The following is a 20,191-nucleotide window of genomic DNA, read 5'->3' as shown; positions in this document are numbered from 1 at the left end:
TCAAAACGGCCTCACCCTCGCGGGTGGGGCTTTTGCACATTCTTGAGTACAACAAAAAAGGAGCGAGTGATGAGTCTGGAAACCTGGCTGCTGTTCAGTGGCGCTGCATTGGTAGTGATCCTGATTCCGGGGCCGCTGTCGTTGTTGATGATCAGCAACAGCCTGAATTACGGTTTGCGCCGTTCTTACCCGGCGTTTCTCGGCGGCGTGATTGCGTCGATCTGCCTGCTCAGTGCATCGGCGCTGGGGCTGGGTGCCTTGTTGTTGGCCTCGGAGCAATTGTTCAGCGCCCTGAAGATCGTCGGTGCGCTGTACCTGTTCTATCTCGCCTGGCAGAGCTGGCAGCAATCACGCCAGCCATCGGTGGGCCCCGAAGTACCTGAGGCCGCGCCGGTACCCCGCTTTCGCACGCTGTTTGGTCGAGCCTTCGTACTGGGCGCGAGCAACCCGAAAGACATCCTGTTCTTCGCCGCGTTCCTGCCGCAATTCCTCAGCGCGCAACAGCCCTTCCTGCCGCAGTTGCTGATCATGATTGTCACCTGGGTGGTGCTCGACCTGTGCTGCAAGCTGGCTTACGGGCTGGGCGCGCATGGTGCGGCGCGGTATCTGCGCAGCGGCAAGGGGCAGAGCTGGTTCAACCGGGTGAGTGCCGGGTTGTTCAGTGGTGCCGGCGCTGCGTCGCTGTTGAGCCGCTAAAAGCCAAAGCTTCGCGAGCAAGCCCGCTCCCACATTTGGAATGCGTTCCACCTGTGGGAGCGGGCTTGCTCGCGAAGGCATCAGACCAGACACCACTTTCTCAAGGACGAAAAAAAGCCCGCAGTGTGAGCGGGCGAAAGACCAAAGAAGCTATATGCGCAGTCGCTTCCCGGTAAGGGGCAGCTGCTTGGGGGTCAGCTGCCCCGGTACGTGGAATAGCTGTAAGGCGAGATCAACAGTGGCACGTGGTAGTGATCCTGCTCGGCAGAGATGCCGAAGCGCAGCACCACCACATCCAGAAATGCCGGCTCCGGCAGTTGCACACCACGAGCGCGGTAGTAATCGCCGGCGTGGAACTGCACCTGATAGACCCCGGTACGGTAGTCATCGCCTTGCAGCAGCGGCGCATCGACCCGGCCATCGCTGTTGGTTATCGCACTGGCGACCAATTCCAGGTGCGAACCTTCAACGCGGTACAGCTCGACCTTGATCGAGCTGCCCGGGCAACCGTGTGCAGCGTCCAAAACGTGTGTAGTCAAACGTCCCATTGATTCTGCGCGCCTGCCTGCATGGAGCAGTCAGACTTCGCGCCTCCCGAAGTCAGTTGAAAAGGAGACCGCACCGATTCGGAGCACGAAAAGCTGCGGCGAGCGACTGATTAAGACACTTTTCAAAAAAATTGTACACAATAAAAACGACATTTTTCACACCGCCCCCGCCATCCGGGCATTTACTGCCGATCTGCCCCTCAAGCAGCTGAACATTGAACCTCCCAGCCATTAGCTGACTGTTCAGGCAGGTTTCTTGCAGGCTCACGCCATTAGCAGCAAAAGATGACAGTCGGTGAAAAATGCAAAAAATCAGGCTTACAAATTGCGAATAAAGTTGTATACAATCAGCCCATCGCTGTGACGCCAGCCTGCACACTCACCGCCAGGCCGCCACGTAATATCTGTCAACGAACAAGAAGGAAGACTGCAGTGAGCGCTGACTACCCACGCGACCTGATCGGTTACGGCAGTAACCCTCCTCACCCACACTGGCCGGGCAATGCGCGCATCGCCCTGTCCTTCGTACTCAATTACGAAGAAGGCGGCGAGCGCAACATTTTGCACGGCGACAAAGAATCCGAAGCCTTCCTCTCTGAAATGGTTGCTGCCCAGCCGCTGCAAGGCGCGCGCAACATGAGCATGGAATCGCTTTACGAGTATGGCAGCCGCGCCGGCGTCTGGCGGATCCTGAAACTGTTCAAGGAATTCGACATTCCGCTGACTATCTTCGCCGTGGCCATGGCCGCTCAGCGCCACCCGGACGTGATCCGTGCGATGGTCGATGCCGGCCACGAGATCTGCAGCCACGGCTACCGCTGGATCGACTACCAGTACATGGACGAAGCGCAGGAACGCGAGCACATGCTCGAAGCGATCCGCATCCTCACCGAACTGACCGGCGAGCGCCCACTGGGCTGGTACACCGGCCGCACCGGCCCGAACACCCGTCGCCTGGTCATGGAAGAAGGTGGTTTCCTCTACGACTGCGACACCTACGACGACGACCTGCCCTACTGGGAACCGAACAACCCGACCGGCAAGCCGCACCTGGTGATCCCGTACACCCTCGACACCAACGACATGCGCTTCACACAAGTGCAGGGTTTCAACAAGGGCGACGACTTCTTCGAATACCTCAAAGACGCGTTCGACGTGCTCTACGCCGAAGGTGCCGAAGCGCCGAAGATGCTCTCGATCGGTCTGCACTGCCGCCTGATCGGCCGTCCGGGTCGTCTCGCTTCGCTTAAACGCTTTATCGAATACGCCAAAAGTCATGAACAGGTGTGGTTCAGCCGTCGCGTCGACATCGCGCGCCACTGGCACGAAACCCAGCCGTACCAAGGGGCCGCAAAATGAGCCGCTTTCAAACCCTGCAACCGTCGACCCTGAGCCGCGACGCTTTCGTCAACGCTTTCGCCGACATCTACGAACATTCGCCATGGGTGGCCGAGAAGGCCTACGACCTGGGCGCAGATGCCTCGATCGACGAGATCGAAACCCTGCACCAGCGCATGAGCGACATCCTGTTGAGCGCCGATCACGCAAGCCAGCTTGCCCTGATCAACGCTCACCCGGACCTGGCCGGCAAAGCTGCCGTCCAGGGCCAACTGACCGAAGCCAGCACCAATGAACAGGCTGGCGCCGGTATTCACCAATGCACGGCCGAAGAGTTTTCGCGCTTCACCGAGCTGAACGACGCCTACAAAGCCAAGTTCAAGTTTCCCTTCATCATGGCGGTAAAAGGCAGCAACCGGCATCAGATCCTCGCGGCGTTCGAAACGCGCATTCACAACTCGCAAGACACCGAGTTCAAATGCGCGCTGGCGGAGATCAACAAGATCGCCCTGTTCCGTTTACTGACTCTCTAGCGAGCATGGCCCGAGCGTGTCAAACGCGGAGAACGCCCAGGGCCTCGCAAGCATCCCAAGCCACTTATTTAAAGGCAGACAAGAAGAATGAAAGCTTACGCCGTACCTTTCGAGAAGTTCGTCAACCTGGCCGATGCCCGTCTGGGCACCAAAATCATCTCGGTCACCGATGACTGGTTCGCAGACGCCAATCGTCTGTTTCAGCCGACCCCGGCCGTATGGAAGGAGGGCGTGTTCGATGACAACGGCAAGTGGATGGACGGCTGGGAATCGCGCCGCAAGCGCTTCGAAGGCTTCGACAGCGCCGTAATCCGTCTGGGCGTACCGGGCTCGATCAAAGGCGTGGACATCGACACTTCATTCTTCACCGGCAACTTCCCGCCATCGGCCTCGCTGGAAGCGTGCTTCCTGGCCTCGGGCGAGCCTGACGAAAACACCCAGTGGACTGAAGTGCTGTCGGCCGTCGAGCTGCAAGGCAACAGCCACCACTACCACGAAATCAGCAACGACAAAGCCTTCAGCCACCTGCGCTTCAACATCTACCCGGACGGCGGCGTGGCCCGTCTGCGCGTGTACGGCATTCCGTTCCGTGACTGGTCGGCAGTTGGCGACAACGAACAGGTTGACCTCGCTGCCGCCCTCAACGGTGGCCGTGCGCTGGCCTGCTCCGACGAACACTTTGGCCGCATGAGCAACATCCTCAACCCGGGCCGTGGCATCAACATGGGCGACGGCTGGGAAACTGCCCGTCGTCGCACACCAGGCAATGACTGGGTAATCGTCGCGCTGGGCCACCCGGGCGAGATCGAAAAAATCGTTGTCGACACCCTCCACTTCAAGGGCAACTACCCGGACACTTGCTCGATCCAGGGTGCCTTCGTGAAGGGCGGCACCGACAGCCAGATCGAAACCCAGTCGCTGTTCTGGCGCGAACTGCTGCCGAGCCAGAAGCTGGAAATGCACGCCGAACACACCTTCGTCGAGCAGATCAAGGCGCTAGGCCCGATCACTCACATCCGTCTGAACGTGTTCCCGGATGGTGGTGTGAGCCGCCTGCGCGTACTGGGTAAGGTCGCTAAGTAAGCGCTGAAACCATTCGCGAGCAGGCTCGCTCCCACATTTAGAATGAAATCCCCTGTGGGAGCGAGCCTGCTCGCGAAGGCATCAAAACAGTCAACACAGAATCCGGATAAGAAGAACAGCATGCGCACACTACAGATTGAACCGCTGACCAAAGAAGCCTTCGCCCCTTTCGGTGACGTGATCGAAACCGACGGCAGCGATCACTTCATGATCAACAACGGTTCGACCATGCGCTTCCATAAACTGGCGACGGTCGAAACCGCTCAGCCTGAGGACAACGCGATCATTAGCATCTTCCGCGCCGACGCGCAGGACATGCCGCTGACCGTTTGCATGCTGGAACGCCATCCGCTGGGCAGCCAGGCTTTCATTCCGCTGCTCGGCAACCCCTTTCTGATCGTGGTCGCGCCACTTGGCGATGAACCTGTATCAGGCTTGGTCCGCGCCTTCGTCACCAACGGCAGGCAGGGCATTAATTACCATCGCGGCGTCTGGCACCACCCGGTGCTGACGATCGAAAAGCGGGATGACTTCCTGGTGGTTGATCGCAGTGGCACAGGCAATAACTGCGATGAGCATTTTTTCAAAGAGGATGAGCGTTTGATCCTCGCCCCCCACCAATAAGAGAAGGTCTGATCACCCGACAACAAGGGTGACAGGCGAGAGGTAAAGACTGTGGAAGCACATCTGTTGGAATGGCTGAACCTGAGCGTGCGCTGGGTTCACATGATCACTGGCGTGGCCTGGATCGGCGCGTCGTTCTACTTCGTCTGGCTGGAGAACAACCTCAACCGCGTCAACCCGAAAACCGGTCTGGCCGGTGATCTGTGGGCGATCCACGGCGGCGGGATCTATCACCTGGAAAAATACAAACTGGCTCCACCGACCATGCCGGATAACCTGCACTGGTTCAAATGGGAGGCCTATTTCACCTGGTTGTCGGGGATCGCGCTGCTGTGCGTGGTGTTCTACTACAACCCGACGCTTTACCTGCTGGCTCCGGGCAGCACCCTGAGCGGCCCTGAAGGCGTGGCCATCGGTATCGGCTCGCTGTTCCTCGGCTGGTTCATCTACTCCTTCCTGTGCGACTCGGCCTTGGGCAAACGCCCTGCCCTGCTCGGTTTCATCCTGTTCGTGCTGATCATCGGCGCGGCGTATGGCTTCAGCAAGGTATTCAGCGGTCGTGGTGCGTACCTGCACGTCGGCGCGATCATCGGCACCATCATGGTCGGCAACGTGTTCCGCATCATCATGCCGGCACAGCGCGCGCTGGTCGCGGCGATTGCCGAGAACCGCACGCCGGATCCGGCGCTGCCAGCCAAAGGCTTGTTGCGTTCGCGTCACAACAACTACTTCACCCTGCCGGTGCTGTTCATCATGATCAGCAACCACTTCCCGAGCACTTACGGCAGCCAGTACAACTGGTTGATCCTGGCCGGGATCGCGGTGTTTGCAGTGTTGGTGCGTCACTACTTCAACACCCGTCACGACAGCCACAAGTTCGCCTGGACCTTGCCTGTTGCAGCCGTTGGCATGATCACTCTGGCGTACGTCACCGGCCCTGTGCCGATGTCCACCGCACCGGAAGTGGCGAAGGCGCCAGCGAAAATCGAGTACCAGCCTTTGCCGGAAACTGCAGTGGGCGGTGGCTTGAAACCGGCTGAAGCGGCGCAACCGGCTGCACCTGCCGAACCTGCAGCAGCACCGGCGCAAGCCTCCAACGCCGGCCCAGGCTTCGACAAAGTGCACAACGTGATTCAAGAGCGTTGCACAGTTTGTCACTCGGCCAAGCCGACCAGCCCGTTGTTCAGCGCAGCTCCGGCCGGTGTGATGCTCGACACTCCTGAGCAGATCCGCCAGAACGCGGCGCGCATCCAGGCGCAAGCCATCACCACGCAGATCATGCCACTGGGCAACATCACGCAGATGACCCAGCAGGAACGTGACCTGATCGGTGCATGGATCGCGCAGGGAGCGCAGACCAACTAAGCCACAAAAGCTTCGCGAGCAGGCTCGCTCCCACAGAGATCGCGCATTTCCTGTGGGAGCGAGCCTGCTCGCGAATCGCCTTAATGCGGTTTACCTGATGCAAAGAAACAGCTGTGAGCAACCCGGCAGCTGTTCAATCACAAGAATAAAAAAGATCCGAGGTGTTGCATGTCCGAGCTGTCCAAAGCGCGCATCCCCGACGCACCCGCCATTCAGCGTTTGCCCCTTTTGCAACTGATCCTGGTCGGTTTGCAACATGTTCTGCTGATGTACGGCGGTGCCATCGCGGTGCCGTTGATCATTGGACAGGCCGCTGGCCTGAGTCGTGAAGAAATCGCCTTCCTGATCAACGCCGACCTGCTGGTCGCCGGTATCGCCACCATCGTGCAATCGCTCGGTATCGGCCCGATGGGTATTCGCATGCCGGTGATGATGGGCGCCAGTTTCGCCGCCGTCGGCAGCATGGTCGCCATGGCCGGCATGCCCGGTATCGGTCTGCAAGGGATTTTCGGTGCCACCATCGCCGCCGGATTCTTCGGCATGATCATCGCGCCGTTCATGTCCAAGGTCGTGCGCTTCTTCCCGCCTTTGGTGACCGGCACGGTCATCACCTCGATCGGTCTGTCGCTGTTCCCCGTGGCCGTGAATTGGGCCGGTGGCGGTGCCGCCGCTGCGCAATTCGGCTCGCCGATTTATCTGGCCATCGCCGCCCTGGTGCTGGCCACCATCTTGCTGATCCACCGTTTCATGCGCGGTTTCTGGGTCAATATTTCCGTGTTGATCGGCATGTGCTTCGGCTACCTGCTGTGCGGCGCCATCGGCATGGTCGACTTGAGCGGCATGGCCAGCGCGCCATGGATTCAGTTCGTTACCCCGCTGCACTTCGGCATGCCGAAATTCGAACTCGCCCCGATCCTGTCGATGTGCCTGGTGGTGGTGATCATCTTCGTCGAGTCCACCGGGATGTTCCTCGCTCTGGGCAAGATCACCGGTCAGGAAGTCTGCCCGCGCATGCTGCGGCGCGGCCTGCTGTGCGATGCCGGCGCCTCCTTCGTTGCCGGGTTCTTCAACACGTTCACCCACTCCTCCTTCGCCCAGAACATCGGCCTGGTGCAGATGACCGGCGTGCGCTGCCGTTCGGTGACCATCGTTGCCGGTGGCTTGCTGATCGTCCTGAGCCTGCTGCCGAAAGCGGCGTTTCTGGTGGCCTCGATTCCACCGGCCGTGCTCGGCGGTGCAGCGATTGCGATGTTCGGCATGGTCGCCGCGACCGGAATCAAGATTCTGCAAGAGGCCGACATCGGTGATCGCCGTAACCAGTTGCTGGTGGCCGTGAGCATCGGCATGGGCCTGATCCCGGTGGTGCGCCCGGAATTCTTCGCCCATCTGCCGCTATGGATGAGCCCGATCACCCACAGCGGGATCGCCATGGCCACGCTCAGCGCGCTGACGCTGAACCTGTTGTTCAACATCCTTGGCGGCAAAGAGCGCGCCACGATCAACGACTGCCACGCGCACCCGCATTAACAGCAACACCGATAGCCCCTTGTGGGAGCGAGCCTGCTCGCGAAGACGTCATCAGCTTCAACACTCTCGTTGACTGATACACCGCTTTCGCGAGCAAGCCCGCTCCCACAGGGTAAGCAACAGCCCTGCGCCTGAAAAATAAAAACAAGAGGGAGCAACAGATGATTCGCACGCAAACCAACCTGCTGTTGAGCGGTGGCCTGCTGGCCGCATCCCAGGCCATGGCCGGCGATTTATTGCTGTGGCAGACCAACAGCCTGAGCTATCTGTACGGCAAGAATTTCGCGATCAATCCGTCGATCCAGCAGACGGTGACGTTCGAACACGCCGACAAGTGGAAGTACGGCGACAACTTCCTGTTCGTCGACAAGATCTTCTACAACGGCCAGGAAGACCGCAACAAAGGCCCGCACACCTTCTACGGCGAATTCACCCCACGCTTCTCGTTCGGCAAGATCTTCGATCAGAAAATCGAATTCGGCCCGATCAAGGATGTGCTGCTGGCGATGACTTACGAGTACGGCGAAGGTGAAAGCGAGGCCTATCTGATCGGTCCCGGCTTCGACCTCAAGGTGCCCGGCTTCAACTACGCCACCCTCAATATCTTCCGTCGCCAGACCGAGGGCCCGCGCCCCGGCGATGGTGTCTGGCAGATCACTCCCGGCTGGTCGTACAGCATTCCTCTGGGCAATTCCGATCTGCTGATCGATGGTTATCTGGACTGGGTTGTGGACAACGACGAGAACTCGCGCGGCACCTACCACGCCAACCTGCACATCAATCCACAGATCAAATATGACTTGGGCAAAGCCTTGGGCTGGAGTCAGAAGCAGCTGTATGTCGGCACCGAATACAGCTATTGGAAAAATAAATACGGGGTCGAAAACAGCCACAACTTCGACACAAATCAAAACACCGCCAGCCTGCTGGTAAAGGTGCATTTCTAAGATGGCCCGCAACCGTGCCCCACCCCTGTCGTCGGTGCTCTGTTGCGGGGCACTTGAGAGCTGGCCGAGGAGTCAGTATTCTCCGCGGCCTCTTGAATTCGGTCTAAAAAAAAGCCCGGATTTAATTCCTGACCGAAAAGCCAACTTATCCCGGCCCCGGTCAGTACCGAGGCATCCCGAAAACACGCTCAATCGACTGTTTTTTCAGCAGCCGAACGGGCGTTTTTTGGCTTTCTGAAAGCCTTGGCCCAGCTCTTGCTTTATCGCTTGCCACAAGCAGCAAAGCTGACCGATCGGATGATTTTTGCAGCAACGAAAAAAGGCGCCACACCAGAGCGCCGATCTTAAAAAAATAAACGTGGAACACCTACTTTGGGAGCAACCGAATGAAACGTATGTGCACCAGCCTGATGCTCGCGGGATCGATGTTGGCCGGGGGACAAGCCATGGCCGATGGTCTGCTGCAATGGCAGAACAACAGCCTGACCTACCTCTACGGCAAGGACTTCCAGGTCAACCCGCGCATCCAGCAGACCGTCACCTTCGAGCACGCCGATGCGTGGACGTACGGGGATAACTTCTTCTTCTTCGACAAGATCTTCTACAACGGTGGCAAGGACTTCAGCAACGGCCCGAACACCTACTACGGCGAGTTCAGCCCGCGCATTTCGCTGGGCAAGGTCCTCGACCAGAAGATCGAGTTCGGCCCGGTCAAAGACGTTCTGCTGGCAATGACTTACGAGTTCGGCGAGGGTGACACCGAGTCCTACCTGATCGGTCCGGGCTTCGACCTGGCCATCCCGGGCTTCGACTACTTCCAGCTGAACTTCTACCAGCGCCACACCGAAGGCCCTCGCGCGGGTGACAACGTCTGGCAGATCACGCCGGTCTGGTCCTACACCATCCCGGTCGGCAAATCGAACATCCTGATCGACGGTTACATGGACTGGGTCACCGACAACGACTCCAACTCCAAGGGCGATTACCACGCCAACCTGCACTTCAACCCACAGATCAAATACGACCTGGGCAAGGCGCTGAATTTCGGCGAGAAGCAGTTGTATGTCGGTGTTGAATACGACTACTGGAAAGACAAGTACGGGATCGACGACACCGGTGCGTTCAAGACCAATCAGAGCAACACGAGCTTCCTGGTGAAGTTACACTTCTGATCTTAAAAGCTTCGCGAGCAGGCTCGCTCCCACATTCGACCGAGTTCCAATGTGGGAGCGAGCCTGCTCGCGAAGGCCTCACCGCAAATCTCAGACTGGAACCACCGACTCGGATAGTCCGAGAAACCGGCACAACTCCTCACGCTTGGCCAACGCATCTCGCCGCCCCAGATCGATCAACTCGCTGCAATACCCCGCCTCGAACAGCAGATAACTCAACACCCCCGCCCCACTCGTCTTGGTTGCCCCCGGCCCGCGCAAGAACAAGCGCAGCGCTGCCGGCAATTCCTGGCGATGCCGCGCCGCGATCTCATCGATCGGCTGACTCGGCGAAATCACCAGCACCTCCACCGGCGCCACACCCAACTCGCGAGTCGGCGTGCCTTCAGGCATCAGATGGCTGAACTGGTTGAGACGCTGAAGCAGCTCGATATCGCTCTCCAGACTGTCAATGAACGTGCTGTTGAGCATGTGCCCGCCGATCTGCGCCAGCGTCGGCTGTTGCCCGGTGTAAGTGCGTTCCAGCGGCTGCTGCGGATCGAAACCGCGTGGGTTGCCGCTGACGCCCACTACCAGCACTCGACTGGCGCCAAGGTGCAATGCCGGGCTGATCGGTGCCGATTGCCGCACCGCACCGTCGCCGAAATATTCTTCACCGATTTTCACCGGGGCGAACAACAACGGGATCGCCGAACTGGCCAGTAGATGCTCCACTGACAATTGCGTCGGCACACCAATACGCCGATGCCGCAGCCACGCCTCAATGGTGCCGCCACCCTGATAGAACGTCACCGCCTGCCCCGACTCGTAGCCGAACGCGGTCACCGCCACCGCATGCAATTGCTTGCGTGCAATGGACTCGGCAATGCCGGGCATGTGCAGTTTTTCATTGAGCAGGTCGCGCAGCGGCGAACTGTTGAGCAGTGCCACCGGCAGTTGTCGACCGAGGCCGAGCAGGCTGTGGCTGACAAAGCGGCTGGCCTGGCGGATCACGCCAGGCCAGTCACTGCGCAACACGCGGTGGCTGCGAAAGCCTTGCCAGAACAAGGTCAGGCGTTCGATGGCGGCGCGAAAATCCGTGGCGCCACTGGCCAGGCTGACCGCGTTGATCGCCCCGGCCGAGGTGCCGACGATCACCGGAAATGGATTATCGGCGCCCTGCGGCAGCAATTCGGCAATCGCCGCCAGCACGCCCACCTGATACGCCGCCCGAGCCCCGCCGCCAGAAAGAATCAAACCTGTGACCGGTTCAGCTGGGCTCATCGCAACACTCCATGGTGCTTAAAGGGATGGGTCAATCAACCGCGTTTGGCGTACAACTTCGGCTCGCCCGGTGGGCGGCTCTTGAAGCGCCGATGCGCCCACAGGTACTGCTCGGGGCAAGCCCGCAATGCGCTTTCGACCCACAGGTTGATGCGAATGCAGTCAGCTTCTTCGGTCTCGCCGGGGAAATCTTCCAGCGGCGCATGGATCGTCAGGCGATAACCGCTGCCGTCGGCCAGACGTTCCTGAGTGAACGGCACCACCAACGCTTTGCCCAAGCGAGCAAACTTGGTGGTCGCAGTCACCGTCGCGGCCTGAATGCCGAACAGCGGCACGAAAATGCTCTGCTTGGCGCCATAGTCCTGATCCGGTGCATACCAGATCGCCCGGCCCGAACGCAGCAGCTTGAGCATGCCACGCACGTCATCGCGCTCCACGGCCAGCGAATCGAGGTTATGCCGCTCGCGACCGCGACGTTGCACGAAGTCGAACAACGGATTCTTGTGTTCGCGGTACATGCCATCGATGGTGTGCTGCTGGCCGAGCAACGCCGCGCCGATTTCCAGCGTAGTGAAATGCGCGGCCATCAGGATCACGCCCTTGCCTTCGCGCTGGGCTTTTTGCAAATGCTCAAGGCCTTCGACGTGGGCCAGCTTGGCCAGGCGCTCGCGGGACCACCACCAACTCATCGCCATTTCGAAAAAGGCGATGCCGGTGGAGGCAAAGTTTGCCTTGAGCAGGCGTTTGCGCTCGGCGGCGGATTTTTCCGGGAAGCACAGCTCAAGGTTGCGCTTGGCGATGCGCCGCCGGTCGCCGGCCACGCGATACATCAACGCGCCCAAAACTCGACCGATGGTCAGCAACGCCGGATACGGCAATTGCACGATCAGCCACAAAAGCCCCAGACCGCACCAGAGCGGCCAGAAGCGTGGAGCAAGAAATGCTTTTCGAAAACGCGGGCGATCCATTAAAGCTTCCGTAAATACAGTGGCCGCGCATTCTACATCGTTCGACCCGGCTTGCGGCTCGCGGGCGTTCTCGTTATAAGTCTCGGCACTTTTAGTGACAAGCCGTTGTATGCCGACATGAGCCAAACCGAACCGTTAGACCAAGATCCCGTATTTCAGCTCAAGGGCAGCATGCTGGCCATCACTGTGCTGGAACTGGCCCGTAACGACCTCGAAAGCCTCGATCGGCAATTGGCCGCCAAAGTCGCCCAGGCGCCGAACTTCTTCAGCAACGCGCCGCTGGTTCTGGCGCTGGACAAACTGCCGCCGAGCCAAGGCGCGGTCGATCTGCCGGGTCTGATGCGCGTGTGCCGCCAGCATGGCCTGCGCACCCTGGCGATTCGCGCCAGCCGTATCGAAGACATCGCTGCCGCCATCGCCATCGACATCCCCGTGTTGCCGCCGTCCGGCGCCCGTGAGCGGCCGCTGGAAATGCCTGAAGCCGAAGCCAAAAAGAAACCGGAAAAGCCGCCTGAGCCGACCGTCAAACCGACCCGTGTCATCACTACGCCAGTGCGTGGTGGCCAACAGATATATGCCCAGGGTGGCGATCTGGTCGTGGTGTCTTCAGTCAGCCCGGGGGCGGAACTTCTTGCCGATGGCAACATCCATGTATACGGCCCGATGCGCGGTCGGGCGCTGGCCGGGGTCAAGGGCGACACCAAGGCACGGATTTTCTGTCAGCAATTGAGCGCTGAACTGATCTCCATCGCAGGCCACTACAAGGTTTCCGAGGACTTGCGTCGCGATCCGATGTGGGGCTCGGGCGTACAGGTCAGCCTGTCAGGCGACGTGTTGAACATCATTCGGCTTTAACGGATACTGCCGCATTTTCCAAGCATCTCTAAAACGTAGCGAAAACGGCTCAAACGAAGTAGGAAAAAGGCCAAAAGCCGAATTCCAGCCAAGGCTGTCCGACTGCAGTAGTTTTCAAGAGATGTTTTTCAGGGGCTAAAAAGTCCTTCTTCCTTAGGGGTGAAACACCTTGGCCAAGATTCTCGTGGTTACATCCGGCAAGGGTGGTGTGGGTAAGACCACCACCAGCGCCGCTATCGGTACCGGCCTCGCTCTGCGCGGCCACAAAACAGTGATCGTCGACTTCGACGTGGGCTTGCGTAACCTTGACCTGATCATGGGTTGCGAGCGCCGCGTGGTGTATGACTTCGTCAACGTGGTCAACGGCGAAGCCAACCTGCAACAGGCGCTGATCAAAGACAAGCGCCTGGAAAACCTCTACGTACTGGCCGCCAGTCAGACCCGCGACAAAGACGCGCTGACTGTCGAAGGCGTGGAAAAAGTCCTGATGGAGCTCAAGGAACAATTCGAGTTCGTCGTCTGCGACTCCCCGGCCGGTATCGAGAAAGGTGCGCACCTGGCCATGTACTTCGCTGACGAAGCGATCGTCGTGACCAACCCGGAAGTGTCTTCCGTACGAGATTCGGACCGCATGCTCGGCCTGCTGGCCAGCAAATCGCGTCGTGCCGAACGTGGCGAAGACCCGATCAAGGAACACCTGCTGATCACCCGCTACCATCCAGAGCGTGTTGAAAAGGGCGAAATGCTTGGCGTTGAAGACGTCAAGGAAATCCTCTCGGTAACCCTGCTCGGCGTGATCCCGGAATCCCAGGCGGTGCTCAAGGCATCCAACCAGGGCGTGCCGGTGATTCTCGACGACCAGAGCGATGCCGGTCAGGCTTATAGCGATACCGTCGATCGCCTGTTGGGCAAAGAAAAAGCCCACCGTTTCCTCGATGTCGAGAAGAAGGGATTCTTCGAGCGCCTGTTTGGAGGTAGGTAATGAACCTTTTTGACTTCTTTCGTGCCAACAAAAAGCCAAGTACCGCCTCGGTAGCGAAAGAGCGTCTACAGATCATCGTGGCGCATGAGCGCGGTCAGCGCAGCACGCCGGATTACCTGCCAGCCTTGCAAAAGGAACTGGTGGATGTGATCCGCAAGTACGTCAACATCGGCAACGACGACGTACATGTTGCACTGGAAAGCCAAGGCAGTTGCTCGATTCTGGAACTCAACATCACCCTGCCCGATCGCTGAGTCGATCCGGCAGGAACGACGGCGGTTCAGGGCCATTCCCGAAACGGAATGGCCCTGAACCGCCGTTGGCATTTGTTACGAGGCTGTTTTAATGCCGTTGTCCAACATCCGCATCATCCATCAGGACGCCGCCGTGCTGGTGGTCGACAAACCGACCCTGCTGCTCTCGGTGCCCGGCCGCGCCGACGACAACAAGGACTGCCTGATTACCCGCCTGCAGGAAAACGGCTACCCGGAAGCGCGGATCGTTCACCGCCTGGACTGGGAAACGTCCGGCATCATCTTGCTCGCCCGCGATCCCGATACGCATCGCGAACTGTCACGCCAGTTTCACGATCGTGAAACCGAAAAAGCCTACAGTGCCTTGTGCTGGGGCCAGCCGGAACTGGACAGCGGCAGTATTGATTTGCCACTGCGTTACGATCCGCCGACCAAGCCCCGCCACGTGGTCGACCATGAATTCGGCAAGCACGCGCTGACCTTCTGGCGTGTGATCGAGCGCTGTGGTGACTGGTGCCGCGTCGAACTGACGCCCATCACTGGCCGCTCGCACCAGTTGCGTGTGCACATGCTGTCCATTGGTCACCCGCTGCTGGGCGACGGGCTCTACGCCCATCCGCAAGCGCTGGCCGCGTGGCCGCGCCTGTGTCTGCATGCCAGCATGTTGAGCTTCACGCACCCACAATCGGGCGAACGCTTGCGTTTTGAATGCCCGGCCCCGTTCTAGGCACTGCCCTCACGGCAGTTCAGCAGTCAGAAAAGGAGCTTGTTTCGGATGAGTTGTATTGAATCCCTGGCAACACCCCTGAAAAAAACCCGCCATCAGTTGCTGTATCTGATTTATGGCAACCAGGACGTCTATCGTCGCGAAGCCAAGTTCAGCATCCTGACGGTGCTGTCACAGGCGCAAAACGGCGAGCGCCCGGCCATCAGGATTCTGACCGATCGCCCCGACGACTACGCCGGCTGGCCGGTAGACACCGTGCTGCTCGATGAAGCGACCCTCAATCGCTGGCAGGGCGTGCATGGTTACCATCATCGCCGCAAGGCCTGCGCCATCGCAGCCGGCATGCAACTGGCGGAAAAGACGCTGTTCGTCGACACCGACACGCTGTTCACCAGCCACCCGAACACGCTCTTCGCGTCCATCGAGGCAAATCGTTCGGTCATGGATCGCTTCGAATACGACTGGAAAGATGTGCACCGACGCGCGGACTACCAGAAGCTCGGGCGCGATCTGAGTGCGCAAGGCGTGACACCGGACAACGGTTTCAAACTGTACAACAGCGGCCTGTGTGGTGTGACCGACAGCGATTCGGCGTTGTTCGAGGAGTCGATCCGCCTGATCGACGACTGGACGATTGGCGGTTTCGAGATCCACACCATCGAGCAGATCGCCCTGTCGTACGCCATGCGCGGGCGCCAGATCGTCGAAGCACGCAAACACGTCTATCACTATTTCGCAGAAAAACGCTTCTTCCATGCGATGCAGGCGTACTTCTTCTCTCAGCACGGCGAAACCTTCAGTCAACGTCTGGTCGATCTGTGCACCGATGTGCCGCGGGTCAAACCGTTTCCTTCGGCCTGGCAACGCCTGAAAATCAAATGGAAGCTGCGCAATCAGAGCGGGGCCTTGCGCAAGGTCGGTCGCGATCTGCTGTACGGTAGCGCCGCGCCGGAAGATCCGTACTACGACGTTTGCCGACACGAATGGTGGGAATGTGCCTCACGCGAGATTCTGCGCTGGGACGAAGCGCGGCAGAAAAAACTGCTGAGCCAGAGCCGCTGGCCAAAACAGCTTCCGCGCCCGGACAAACCAGAAGACGAAAAAATCATCATGAATTACCTGAAAAAACGCGTGGAAGCGGCGCGCTGATCCTCTGTTGTTGACAGGATACCTGCGCCCCCTGCAGAAGCTGCGGCACGCTGCGATCTTTACTTTTGACTCAAGAAAATCAGGATCAAAAGATCGCAGCGCGCCGCAGTTCCTGGAACGACCACATGTCATGCCCCACCCCCTGAGCCGATGCGTTAAACTCCCGCCCATTGCTGTCTGGAGCTTCTTATGCGCGAAGAGTTGAACCAAGGCCTGATCGACTTCCTCAAGGCCTCCCCTACCCCGTTCCACGCCACCGCCAGCCTTGTACAACGTCTGGAGGCCGCCGGTTACGTACGCCTCGACGAGCGTGAGCCGTGGACCACCGAGGCCAATGGCCGCTATTACGTTACCCGTAACGACTCCTCGATTGTCGCGATCAAAATGGGCCGCAACTCGCCGCTGCACGATGGCATCCGCCTCGTCGGTGCGCACACTGACAGCCCGTGCCTGCGGGTCAAGCCGCAACCGGAACTGCAACGTCAGGGCTTCTGGCAATTAGGCGTGGAAGTCTACGGTGGGGCGCTGCTGGCGCCGTGGTTCGACCGCGACTTGTCGCTGGCCGGCCGCGTGACCTTCCGCCGTGACGGCAAGGTCGAGAGTCAGTTGATCGATTTCAAGGCACCGATCGCGATCATTCCGAATCTGGCCATTCACCTTAACCGTGAAGCCAATCAGGGTTGGCCGATCAATGCCCAGACCGAACTGCCGCCGATTCTCGCGCAATTTGCCGGTGACGAACGCGTCGATTTCCGTGCCGTGCTCACCGATCAGTTGGCCCGCGAACACGGCCTCAACGCCGATGTGGTGCTCGATTACGAGTTGAGCTTCTACGACACGCAAAGCGCTGCGGTGATTGGCCTGAACGGCGACTTCATCGCCGGTGCGCGCCTCGACAACCTGCTGTCGTGCTACGCCGGCCTGCAAGCTTTGCTCACTGCCGAGACCGACGAGACCTGCGTTTTGGTTGCCAATGACCACGAAGAAGTCGGCTCCTGCTCGGCCTGCGGCGCTGATGGTCCGATGCTCGAACAGACCCTGCGTCGTCTGTTGCCCGAAGGTGACGAGTTCGTCCGCACCATTCAGAAATCCCTGCTGGTCTCGGCCGACAATGCCCACGGCGTACACCCCAACTACGCCGAGAAGCACGACGCCAACCACGGCCCGAAACTCAACGCCGGCCCGGTGATCAAGGTCAACAGCAACCAGCGCTACGCCACCAACAGCGAAACCGCCGGGTTCTTCCGTCACCTGTGCATGGCCGAAGAAGTGCCGGTGCAAAGCTTCGTGGTGCGCAGCGACATGGGCTGTGGCTCGACCATCGGCCCGATCACCGCAAGCCATCTGGGCGTGCGCACGGTCGACATCGGCCTGCCGACCTTCGCCATGCACTCGATCCGCGAACTGTGCGGCAGCCACGACCTGGCACACCTGGTCAAAGTGCTCAGCGCGTTCTACGCCAGCCGCGAGTTGCCTTAAAAGCTTCGTCGGATCGCCGCCCGGAGCAAGCTCGCTCCCACAGTTTGAAATGCATGCCAATGTGGGAGCGAGCCTGCTCGCGAAAGCGTCAGTCCAGGCAGCACAAATTTCATTTTGAAACCGGTTCAATTCTGATACACATCAGAACTGCTCCGCCAAAACCGACCTAGACTCACATCATTCATTTCGACAAGGCAGTCACCATGATCTCGATGTCATCCTTCCACGCCATGCTCATTCCCATCCTGTGCGGAATGATCCTGCTGGCCATCGGCTTCAACTTCCGCGACAAGAACGCCGGTGTGTTCGCCATGTGGATCGGCATGCTGACGATCCTCGCCACCGTGGTCTACAAGATCCTCGCCAAACTCAACGAATAAATCCGCGACCGGCTCGCATTGATTCCAACGGCCTCGTACACTCCAGCGAATCCGCCCCTTGCGAGGTTGACCGCCTAGTGTTTGCTCGTTTTTTTGCTCTGCCCTGCCTGTTCCTCGTCTGCCTGATGACGCTATTGCCCGTGGCGCCCGCCCAGGCGGTCGGTCTGCCGGGCCTGCTCAACACCACCAAGACGCAGCCCGAAGCCCAGGAACCGCTGGGGCAATCGCTCGATGAAGTCATCAAGTCGCTGGAAAACGACAAGCAACGCGCGCAGTTGCTGACCGATCTGAAGAAACTGCGTGACGCCACGAAAAAAGCCCAGGCCTCTCCGGAAGAAGGCGTACTCGGACTGATCGGCGGCACCCTGGCCAATTTCGAAAAACAGTTTTCCGGCGCCGACAGCCCGGTCACCCGCTGGTCCAACGAATTCGATCTGGCCAAAGATGAACTGAAAGCGCTGATGCTCCCGGCCAGTGAATGGCTGCCAATCATCTTCGGCTTCGCCATGATCCTGATGGTCTGGAGCCTGCTTGCCGCCGCGCTGATCTGGGTCAGTCACCGGGTGCGCATGCGTTTCGGACTCACTGAAGAACTGCCGCAACATCCCAGGGCCGTCGACATGCTGCGCTTTGCATTGCGCAAGCTCGGGCCGTGGTTGATTGCGCTGGTGATCACCGTCTACATGAGTTATGCGTTGCCGTCGTCGCTGGGTAAAAGCCTGGCCATGGTGCTGGCCTATGCCCTGGTGGTTGGCACCTGTTTCTCGGCGATCTGCGTGATTGCGTTTTCTTTGCTCGACGGCCCGCACCGCCATCGCGCGCTGTACATCCTGCGCCATCAGGCATTCCGGCCGTTGTGGCTGATCGGCAGCTTCGCCGCCTTCGGCGAAGCATTGAACGACCCGCGCCTGATCGAGAGCCTCGGTGCGCATCTGGCGCACACCGCCGCGACCATTGCCAATGTTCTCGCCGCGCTGTCGACCGGGTTATTCATCCTGCGATTCCGCCGGCCGATCGCGCACCTGATCCGTAATCAGCCCCTGTCCCGACGCCTGACCCGCCGCGCCCTCAGCGACACCATCGAAATCCTCGGCACCTTCTGGTACGTGCCGGCGCTGGTGCTGGTCGGCATCTCGCTGTTCGCCACCTTCGTCTCCGCCGGCGACACCAGCACCGCGCTGCGTCAGTCGCTGATCTGCACGGTTTTGCTGGTGTTGTGCATGGTGATCAACGGACTCGTGCGCCGCCATTCGCTCAAGCCGCAACGCGGGCCGAAACGCCACGCGCTGTACTCCGAGCGTCTGAAAAACTTCTTTTACACCCTCGCGCACTTGCTGGTCTGGCTGGTCTTCATCGAACTCGGCCTGCGCGTGTGGGGCCAGTCGCTGATCGGTTTTGCCGAAGGCGAAGGCCATGACATCAGCGTCAAACTGTTCAGCCTGATTGGCACACTGGTTTTCTCCTGGCTGATCTGGATCCTCGCCGACACCGCCGTGCACCACGCCCTCACCCGCTCGCGCAAAGGCCTGGCCAACGCGCGGGCGCAGACGATGATGCCGCTGATCCGCAACGTGCTGTTCGTGGCGATTTTCATCATCGCGCTGATCGTCGCCCTGGCGAACATGGGCATGAACGTCACGCCCCTGCTGGCCGGTGCCGGCGTGATCGGTCTGGCCATTGGTTTCGGTGCGCAGTCGCTGGTGGCGGACTTGATCACCGGCCTGTTCATCATCATTGAGGACTCACTGGCCATCGATGACTACGTGGATGTCGGCGGCCACCTCGGCACCGTCGAAGGCCTGACCATCCGCACCGTGCGCCTGCGCGACATCGACGGCATCGTCCACACCATCCCGTTCAGCGAAATCAAAAGCATCAAGAACTACTCAAGGGAATTCGGTTACGCGATCTTCCGCGTCGCGGTGCCGTACAACATGGAAATCGACGACGCGATCAAACTGATGCGCGATGTCGGCCAGAAGATGCGTACCGATCCGCTGCAACGCCGCAACATCTGGTCGCCGCTGGAGATTCAGGGTGTGGAAAGTTTCGAATCCGGCAGCGCGATCCTTCGCGCGCGGTTCAAGACGGCGCCGATCAAGCAGTGGGAAGTTTCCCGGGCGTTCAACCTTTCCCTGAAACGACATCTGGATGAGGCAGGACTGGATCTGGCGACGCCGCGGATGAGTGTGCAGGTGATTACGCCTGGAGTGGAAATCAAAAAGGAAAGCTGAACAGAGATGGTCCCCTATTGGAAGATAAAACGAATAGGGGGCTTTTTTTAATTGGGGGGTGTCAGAA

Annotated in this window: 20 protein-coding genes; 17 read left to right on the top strand and 3 right to left on the bottom strand. The window is 59.5% G+C overall.

The features are described 5' to 3' along the window. Positions 1-69: 69 nt before the first annotated feature. The gene (locus ATI02_RS03425) at positions 70-696 is read left to right on the top strand and encodes a LysE family translocator (RefSeq protein WP_095191509.1); all 627 of its coding nucleotides are present in this window, start codon (positions 70-72) and stop codon (positions 694-696) included. A 194-nt stretch (positions 697-890) separates the two neighbouring features. On the opposite strand, the gene uraH is transcribed toward ATI02_RS03425, so the two are convergent. Next, positions 891-1,244, bottom strand: coding sequence for a hydroxyisourate hydrolase (gene uraH / locus ATI02_RS03420; protein WP_003223171.1), 354 nt, complete (start codon positions 1,242-1,244; stop codon positions 891-893). A 432-nt stretch (positions 1,245-1,676) separates the two neighbouring features. On the opposite strand from uraH, the gene puuE reads away from it, so the two are divergent. The 8 genes from puuE (at position 1,677) to ATI02_RS03370 (ending at position 9,833) form a co-directional block, all read left to right on the top strand. Then, a complete protein-coding gene (gene puuE, locus ATI02_RS03410) occupies positions 1,677-2,603 on the top strand; it encodes an allantoinase PuuE (protein ID WP_095191511.1) in 927 nt (308 codons plus the stop codon). Further along, positions 2,600-3,115, top strand: coding sequence for a 2-oxo-4-hydroxy-4-carboxy-5-ureidoimidazoline decarboxylase (gene uraD / locus ATI02_RS03405; RefSeq protein ID WP_100845426.1), 516 nt, complete (start codon positions 2,600-2,602; stop codon positions 3,113-3,115). Before puuE ends, uraD begins: the two co-directional genes overlap by 4 nt. A gap of 87 nt (positions 3,116-3,202) precedes the next feature. Then, positions 3,203-4,198 (top strand): allantoicase, encoded by a 996-nt coding sequence (gene alc / locus ATI02_RS03400; RefSeq protein WP_095191513.1) that lies wholly within the window; start codon positions 3,203-3,205, stop codon positions 4,196-4,198. Between the two features lie 120 nt (positions 4,199-4,318). Then, positions 4,319-4,822: an ureidoglycolate lyase gene (locus ATI02_RS03390; protein WP_007913973.1), complete on the top strand. Its 504-nt coding sequence runs from the start codon at positions 4,319-4,321 to the stop codon at positions 4,820-4,822. A gap of 51 nt (positions 4,823-4,873) precedes the next feature. Then, the gene (locus tag ATI02_RS03385) at positions 4,874-6,187 is read left to right on the top strand and encodes a urate hydroxylase PuuD (RefSeq protein ID WP_095191514.1); all 1,314 of its coding nucleotides are present in this window, start codon (positions 4,874-4,876) and stop codon (positions 6,185-6,187) included. Between the two features lie 168 nt (positions 6,188-6,355). After that, the gene (locus tag ATI02_RS03380; protein WP_095191515.1) at positions 6,356-7,714 is read left to right on the top strand and encodes a nucleobase:cation symporter-2 family protein; all 1,359 of its coding nucleotides are present in this window, start codon (positions 6,356-6,358) and stop codon (positions 7,712-7,714) included. Between the two features lie 161 nt (positions 7,715-7,875). Further along, on the top strand, positions 7,876-8,661 hold the full coding sequence (locus ATI02_RS03375) for an outer membrane protein OmpK (RefSeq protein ID WP_100845424.1): 786 nt from the start codon (positions 7,876-7,878) through the stop codon (positions 8,659-8,661). Between the two features lie 386 nt (positions 8,662-9,047). Further along, complete coding sequence (locus tag ATI02_RS03370) at positions 9,048-9,833, top strand: outer membrane protein OmpK (protein ID WP_100845423.1); 786 nt, start codon at positions 9,048-9,050, stop codon at positions 9,831-9,833. A gap of 90 nt (positions 9,834-9,923) precedes the next feature. Here the strand turns inward: ATI02_RS03370 and ATI02_RS03365 are convergent, their stop codons facing one another. Both ATI02_RS03365 and ATI02_RS03360 read right to left on the bottom strand, forming a co-directional pair. Next, entirely contained in the window at positions 9,924-11,096 is a 1,173-nt protein-coding gene (locus ATI02_RS03365; RefSeq protein WP_100845422.1) for a patatin-like phospholipase family protein, read from the bottom strand. A gap of 35 nt (positions 11,097-11,131) precedes the next feature. Beyond that, positions 11,132-12,064, bottom strand: a complete 933-nt coding sequence (locus tag ATI02_RS03360) for a lipid A biosynthesis lauroyl acyltransferase (protein WP_100845421.1) — start codon at positions 12,062-12,064, stop codon at positions 11,132-11,134. A 117-nt stretch (positions 12,065-12,181) separates the two neighbouring features. Here ATI02_RS03360 and minC point away from each other — a divergent pair, with 117 nt between their 5' ends. The 8 genes from minC to ATI02_RS03325 all read left to right on the top strand — a co-directional run bounded on the left by minC (position 12,182) and on the right by ATI02_RS03325 (position 20,124). Then, on the top strand, positions 12,182-12,919 hold the full coding sequence (minC, locus tag ATI02_RS03355; protein ID WP_095191521.1) for a septum site-determining protein MinC: 738 nt from the start codon (positions 12,182-12,184) through the stop codon (positions 12,917-12,919). Between the two features lie 169 nt (positions 12,920-13,088). Beyond that, the gene (gene minD / locus ATI02_RS03350) at positions 13,089-13,901 is read left to right on the top strand and encodes a septum site-determining protein MinD (RefSeq protein WP_007913953.1); all 813 of its coding nucleotides are present in this window, start codon (positions 13,089-13,091) and stop codon (positions 13,899-13,901) included. Continuing rightward, a complete protein-coding gene (minE, locus tag ATI02_RS03345; protein WP_003223146.1) occupies positions 13,901-14,155 on the top strand; it encodes a cell division topological specificity factor MinE in 255 nt (84 codons plus the stop codon). Before minD ends, minE begins: the two co-directional genes overlap by 1 nt. 91 nt (positions 14,156-14,246) lie before the next feature. After that, positions 14,247-14,882: an RluA family pseudouridine synthase gene (locus ATI02_RS03340; protein WP_095191522.1), complete on the top strand. Its 636-nt coding sequence runs from the start codon at positions 14,247-14,249 to the stop codon at positions 14,880-14,882. A 48-nt stretch (positions 14,883-14,930) separates the two neighbouring features. After that, on the top strand, positions 14,931-16,031 hold the full coding sequence (locus tag ATI02_RS03335) for a hypothetical protein (RefSeq protein WP_100845420.1): 1,101 nt from the start codon (positions 14,931-14,933) through the stop codon (positions 16,029-16,031). A gap of 189 nt (positions 16,032-16,220) precedes the next feature. Next, complete coding sequence (locus ATI02_RS03330) at positions 16,221-17,510, top strand: M18 family aminopeptidase (protein WP_095191524.1); 1,290 nt, start codon at positions 16,221-16,223, stop codon at positions 17,508-17,510. A gap of 203 nt (positions 17,511-17,713) precedes the next feature. Further along, the gene (locus ATI02_RS32250; protein ID WP_162835980.1) at positions 17,714-17,890 is read left to right on the top strand and encodes a hypothetical protein; all 177 of its coding nucleotides are present in this window, start codon (positions 17,714-17,716) and stop codon (positions 17,888-17,890) included. A 77-nt stretch (positions 17,891-17,967) separates the two neighbouring features. Beyond that, positions 17,968-20,124: a mechanosensitive ion channel family protein gene (locus tag ATI02_RS03325; RefSeq protein WP_100845419.1), complete on the top strand. Its 2,157-nt coding sequence runs from the start codon at positions 17,968-17,970 to the stop codon at positions 20,122-20,124. Positions 20,125-20,191: the final 67 nt, after the last annotated feature.

The organism is Pseudomonas baetica (assembly GCF_002813455.1).
GTDB classification, from domain to species: Bacteria; Pseudomonadota; Gammaproteobacteria; order Pseudomonadales; family Pseudomonadaceae; genus Aquipseudomonas; species Aquipseudomonas baetica.
This window is presented reverse-complemented; position numbering and strand designations above follow the sequence as displayed.

What these genes read in the sequence shown, in the direction of transcription:
- ATI02_RS03360 (WP_100845421.1), bottom strand. Translation starts at nt 12,064, where the DNA reads ATGGATCGCCCGCGTTTTCGAAAAGCATTTCTTGCTCCACGCTTCTGG.
- minC (WP_095191521.1), top strand. Translation starts at nt 12,182, where the DNA reads ATGAGCCAAACCGAACCGTTAGACCAAGATCCCGTATTTCAGCTCAAG.
- ATI02_RS03370 (WP_100845423.1), top strand. Translation starts at nt 9,048, where the DNA reads ATGAAACGTATGTGCACCAGCCTGATGCTCGCGGGATCGATGTTGGCC.
- ATI02_RS32250 (WP_162835980.1), top strand. Translation starts at nt 17,714, where the DNA reads ATGATCTCGATGTCATCCTTCCACGCCATGCTCATTCCCATCCTGTGC.
- ATI02_RS03340 (WP_095191522.1), top strand. Translation starts at nt 14,247, where the DNA reads ATGCCGTTGTCCAACATCCGCATCATCCATCAGGACGCCGCCGTGCTG.
- ATI02_RS03375 (WP_100845424.1), top strand. Translation starts at nt 7,876, where the DNA reads ATGATTCGCACGCAAACCAACCTGCTGTTGAGCGGTGGCCTGCTGGCC.
- ATI02_RS03380 (WP_095191515.1), top strand. Translation starts at nt 6,356, where the DNA reads ATGTCCGAGCTGTCCAAAGCGCGCATCCCCGACGCACCCGCCATTCAG.
- alc (WP_095191513.1), top strand. Translation starts at nt 3,203, where the DNA reads ATGAAAGCTTACGCCGTACCTTTCGAGAAGTTCGTCAACCTGGCCGAT.
- ATI02_RS03330 (WP_095191524.1), top strand. Translation starts at nt 16,221, where the DNA reads ATGCGCGAAGAGTTGAACCAAGGCCTGATCGACTTCCTCAAGGCCTCC.
- uraH (WP_003223171.1), bottom strand. Translation starts at nt 1,244, where the DNA reads ATGGGACGTTTGACTACACACGTTTTGGACGCTGCACACGGTTGCCCG.
- minE (WP_003223146.1), top strand. Translation starts at nt 13,901, where the DNA reads ATGAACCTTTTTGACTTCTTTCGTGCCAACAAAAAGCCAAGTACCGCC.
- ATI02_RS03365 (WP_100845422.1), bottom strand. Translation starts at nt 11,096, where the DNA reads ATGAGCCCAGCTGAACCGGTCACAGGTTTGATTCTTTCTGGCGGCGGG.
- uraD (WP_100845426.1), top strand. Translation starts at nt 2,600, where the DNA reads ATGAGCCGCTTTCAAACCCTGCAACCGTCGACCCTGAGCCGCGACGCT.
- ATI02_RS03425 (WP_095191509.1), top strand. Translation starts at nt 70, where the DNA reads ATGAGTCTGGAAACCTGGCTGCTGTTCAGTGGCGCTGCATTGGTAGTG.
- ATI02_RS03390 (WP_007913973.1), top strand. Translation starts at nt 4,319, where the DNA reads ATGCGCACACTACAGATTGAACCGCTGACCAAAGAAGCCTTCGCCCCT.
- ATI02_RS03335 (WP_100845420.1), top strand. Translation starts at nt 14,931, where the DNA reads ATGAGTTGTATTGAATCCCTGGCAACACCCCTGAAAAAAACCCGCCAT.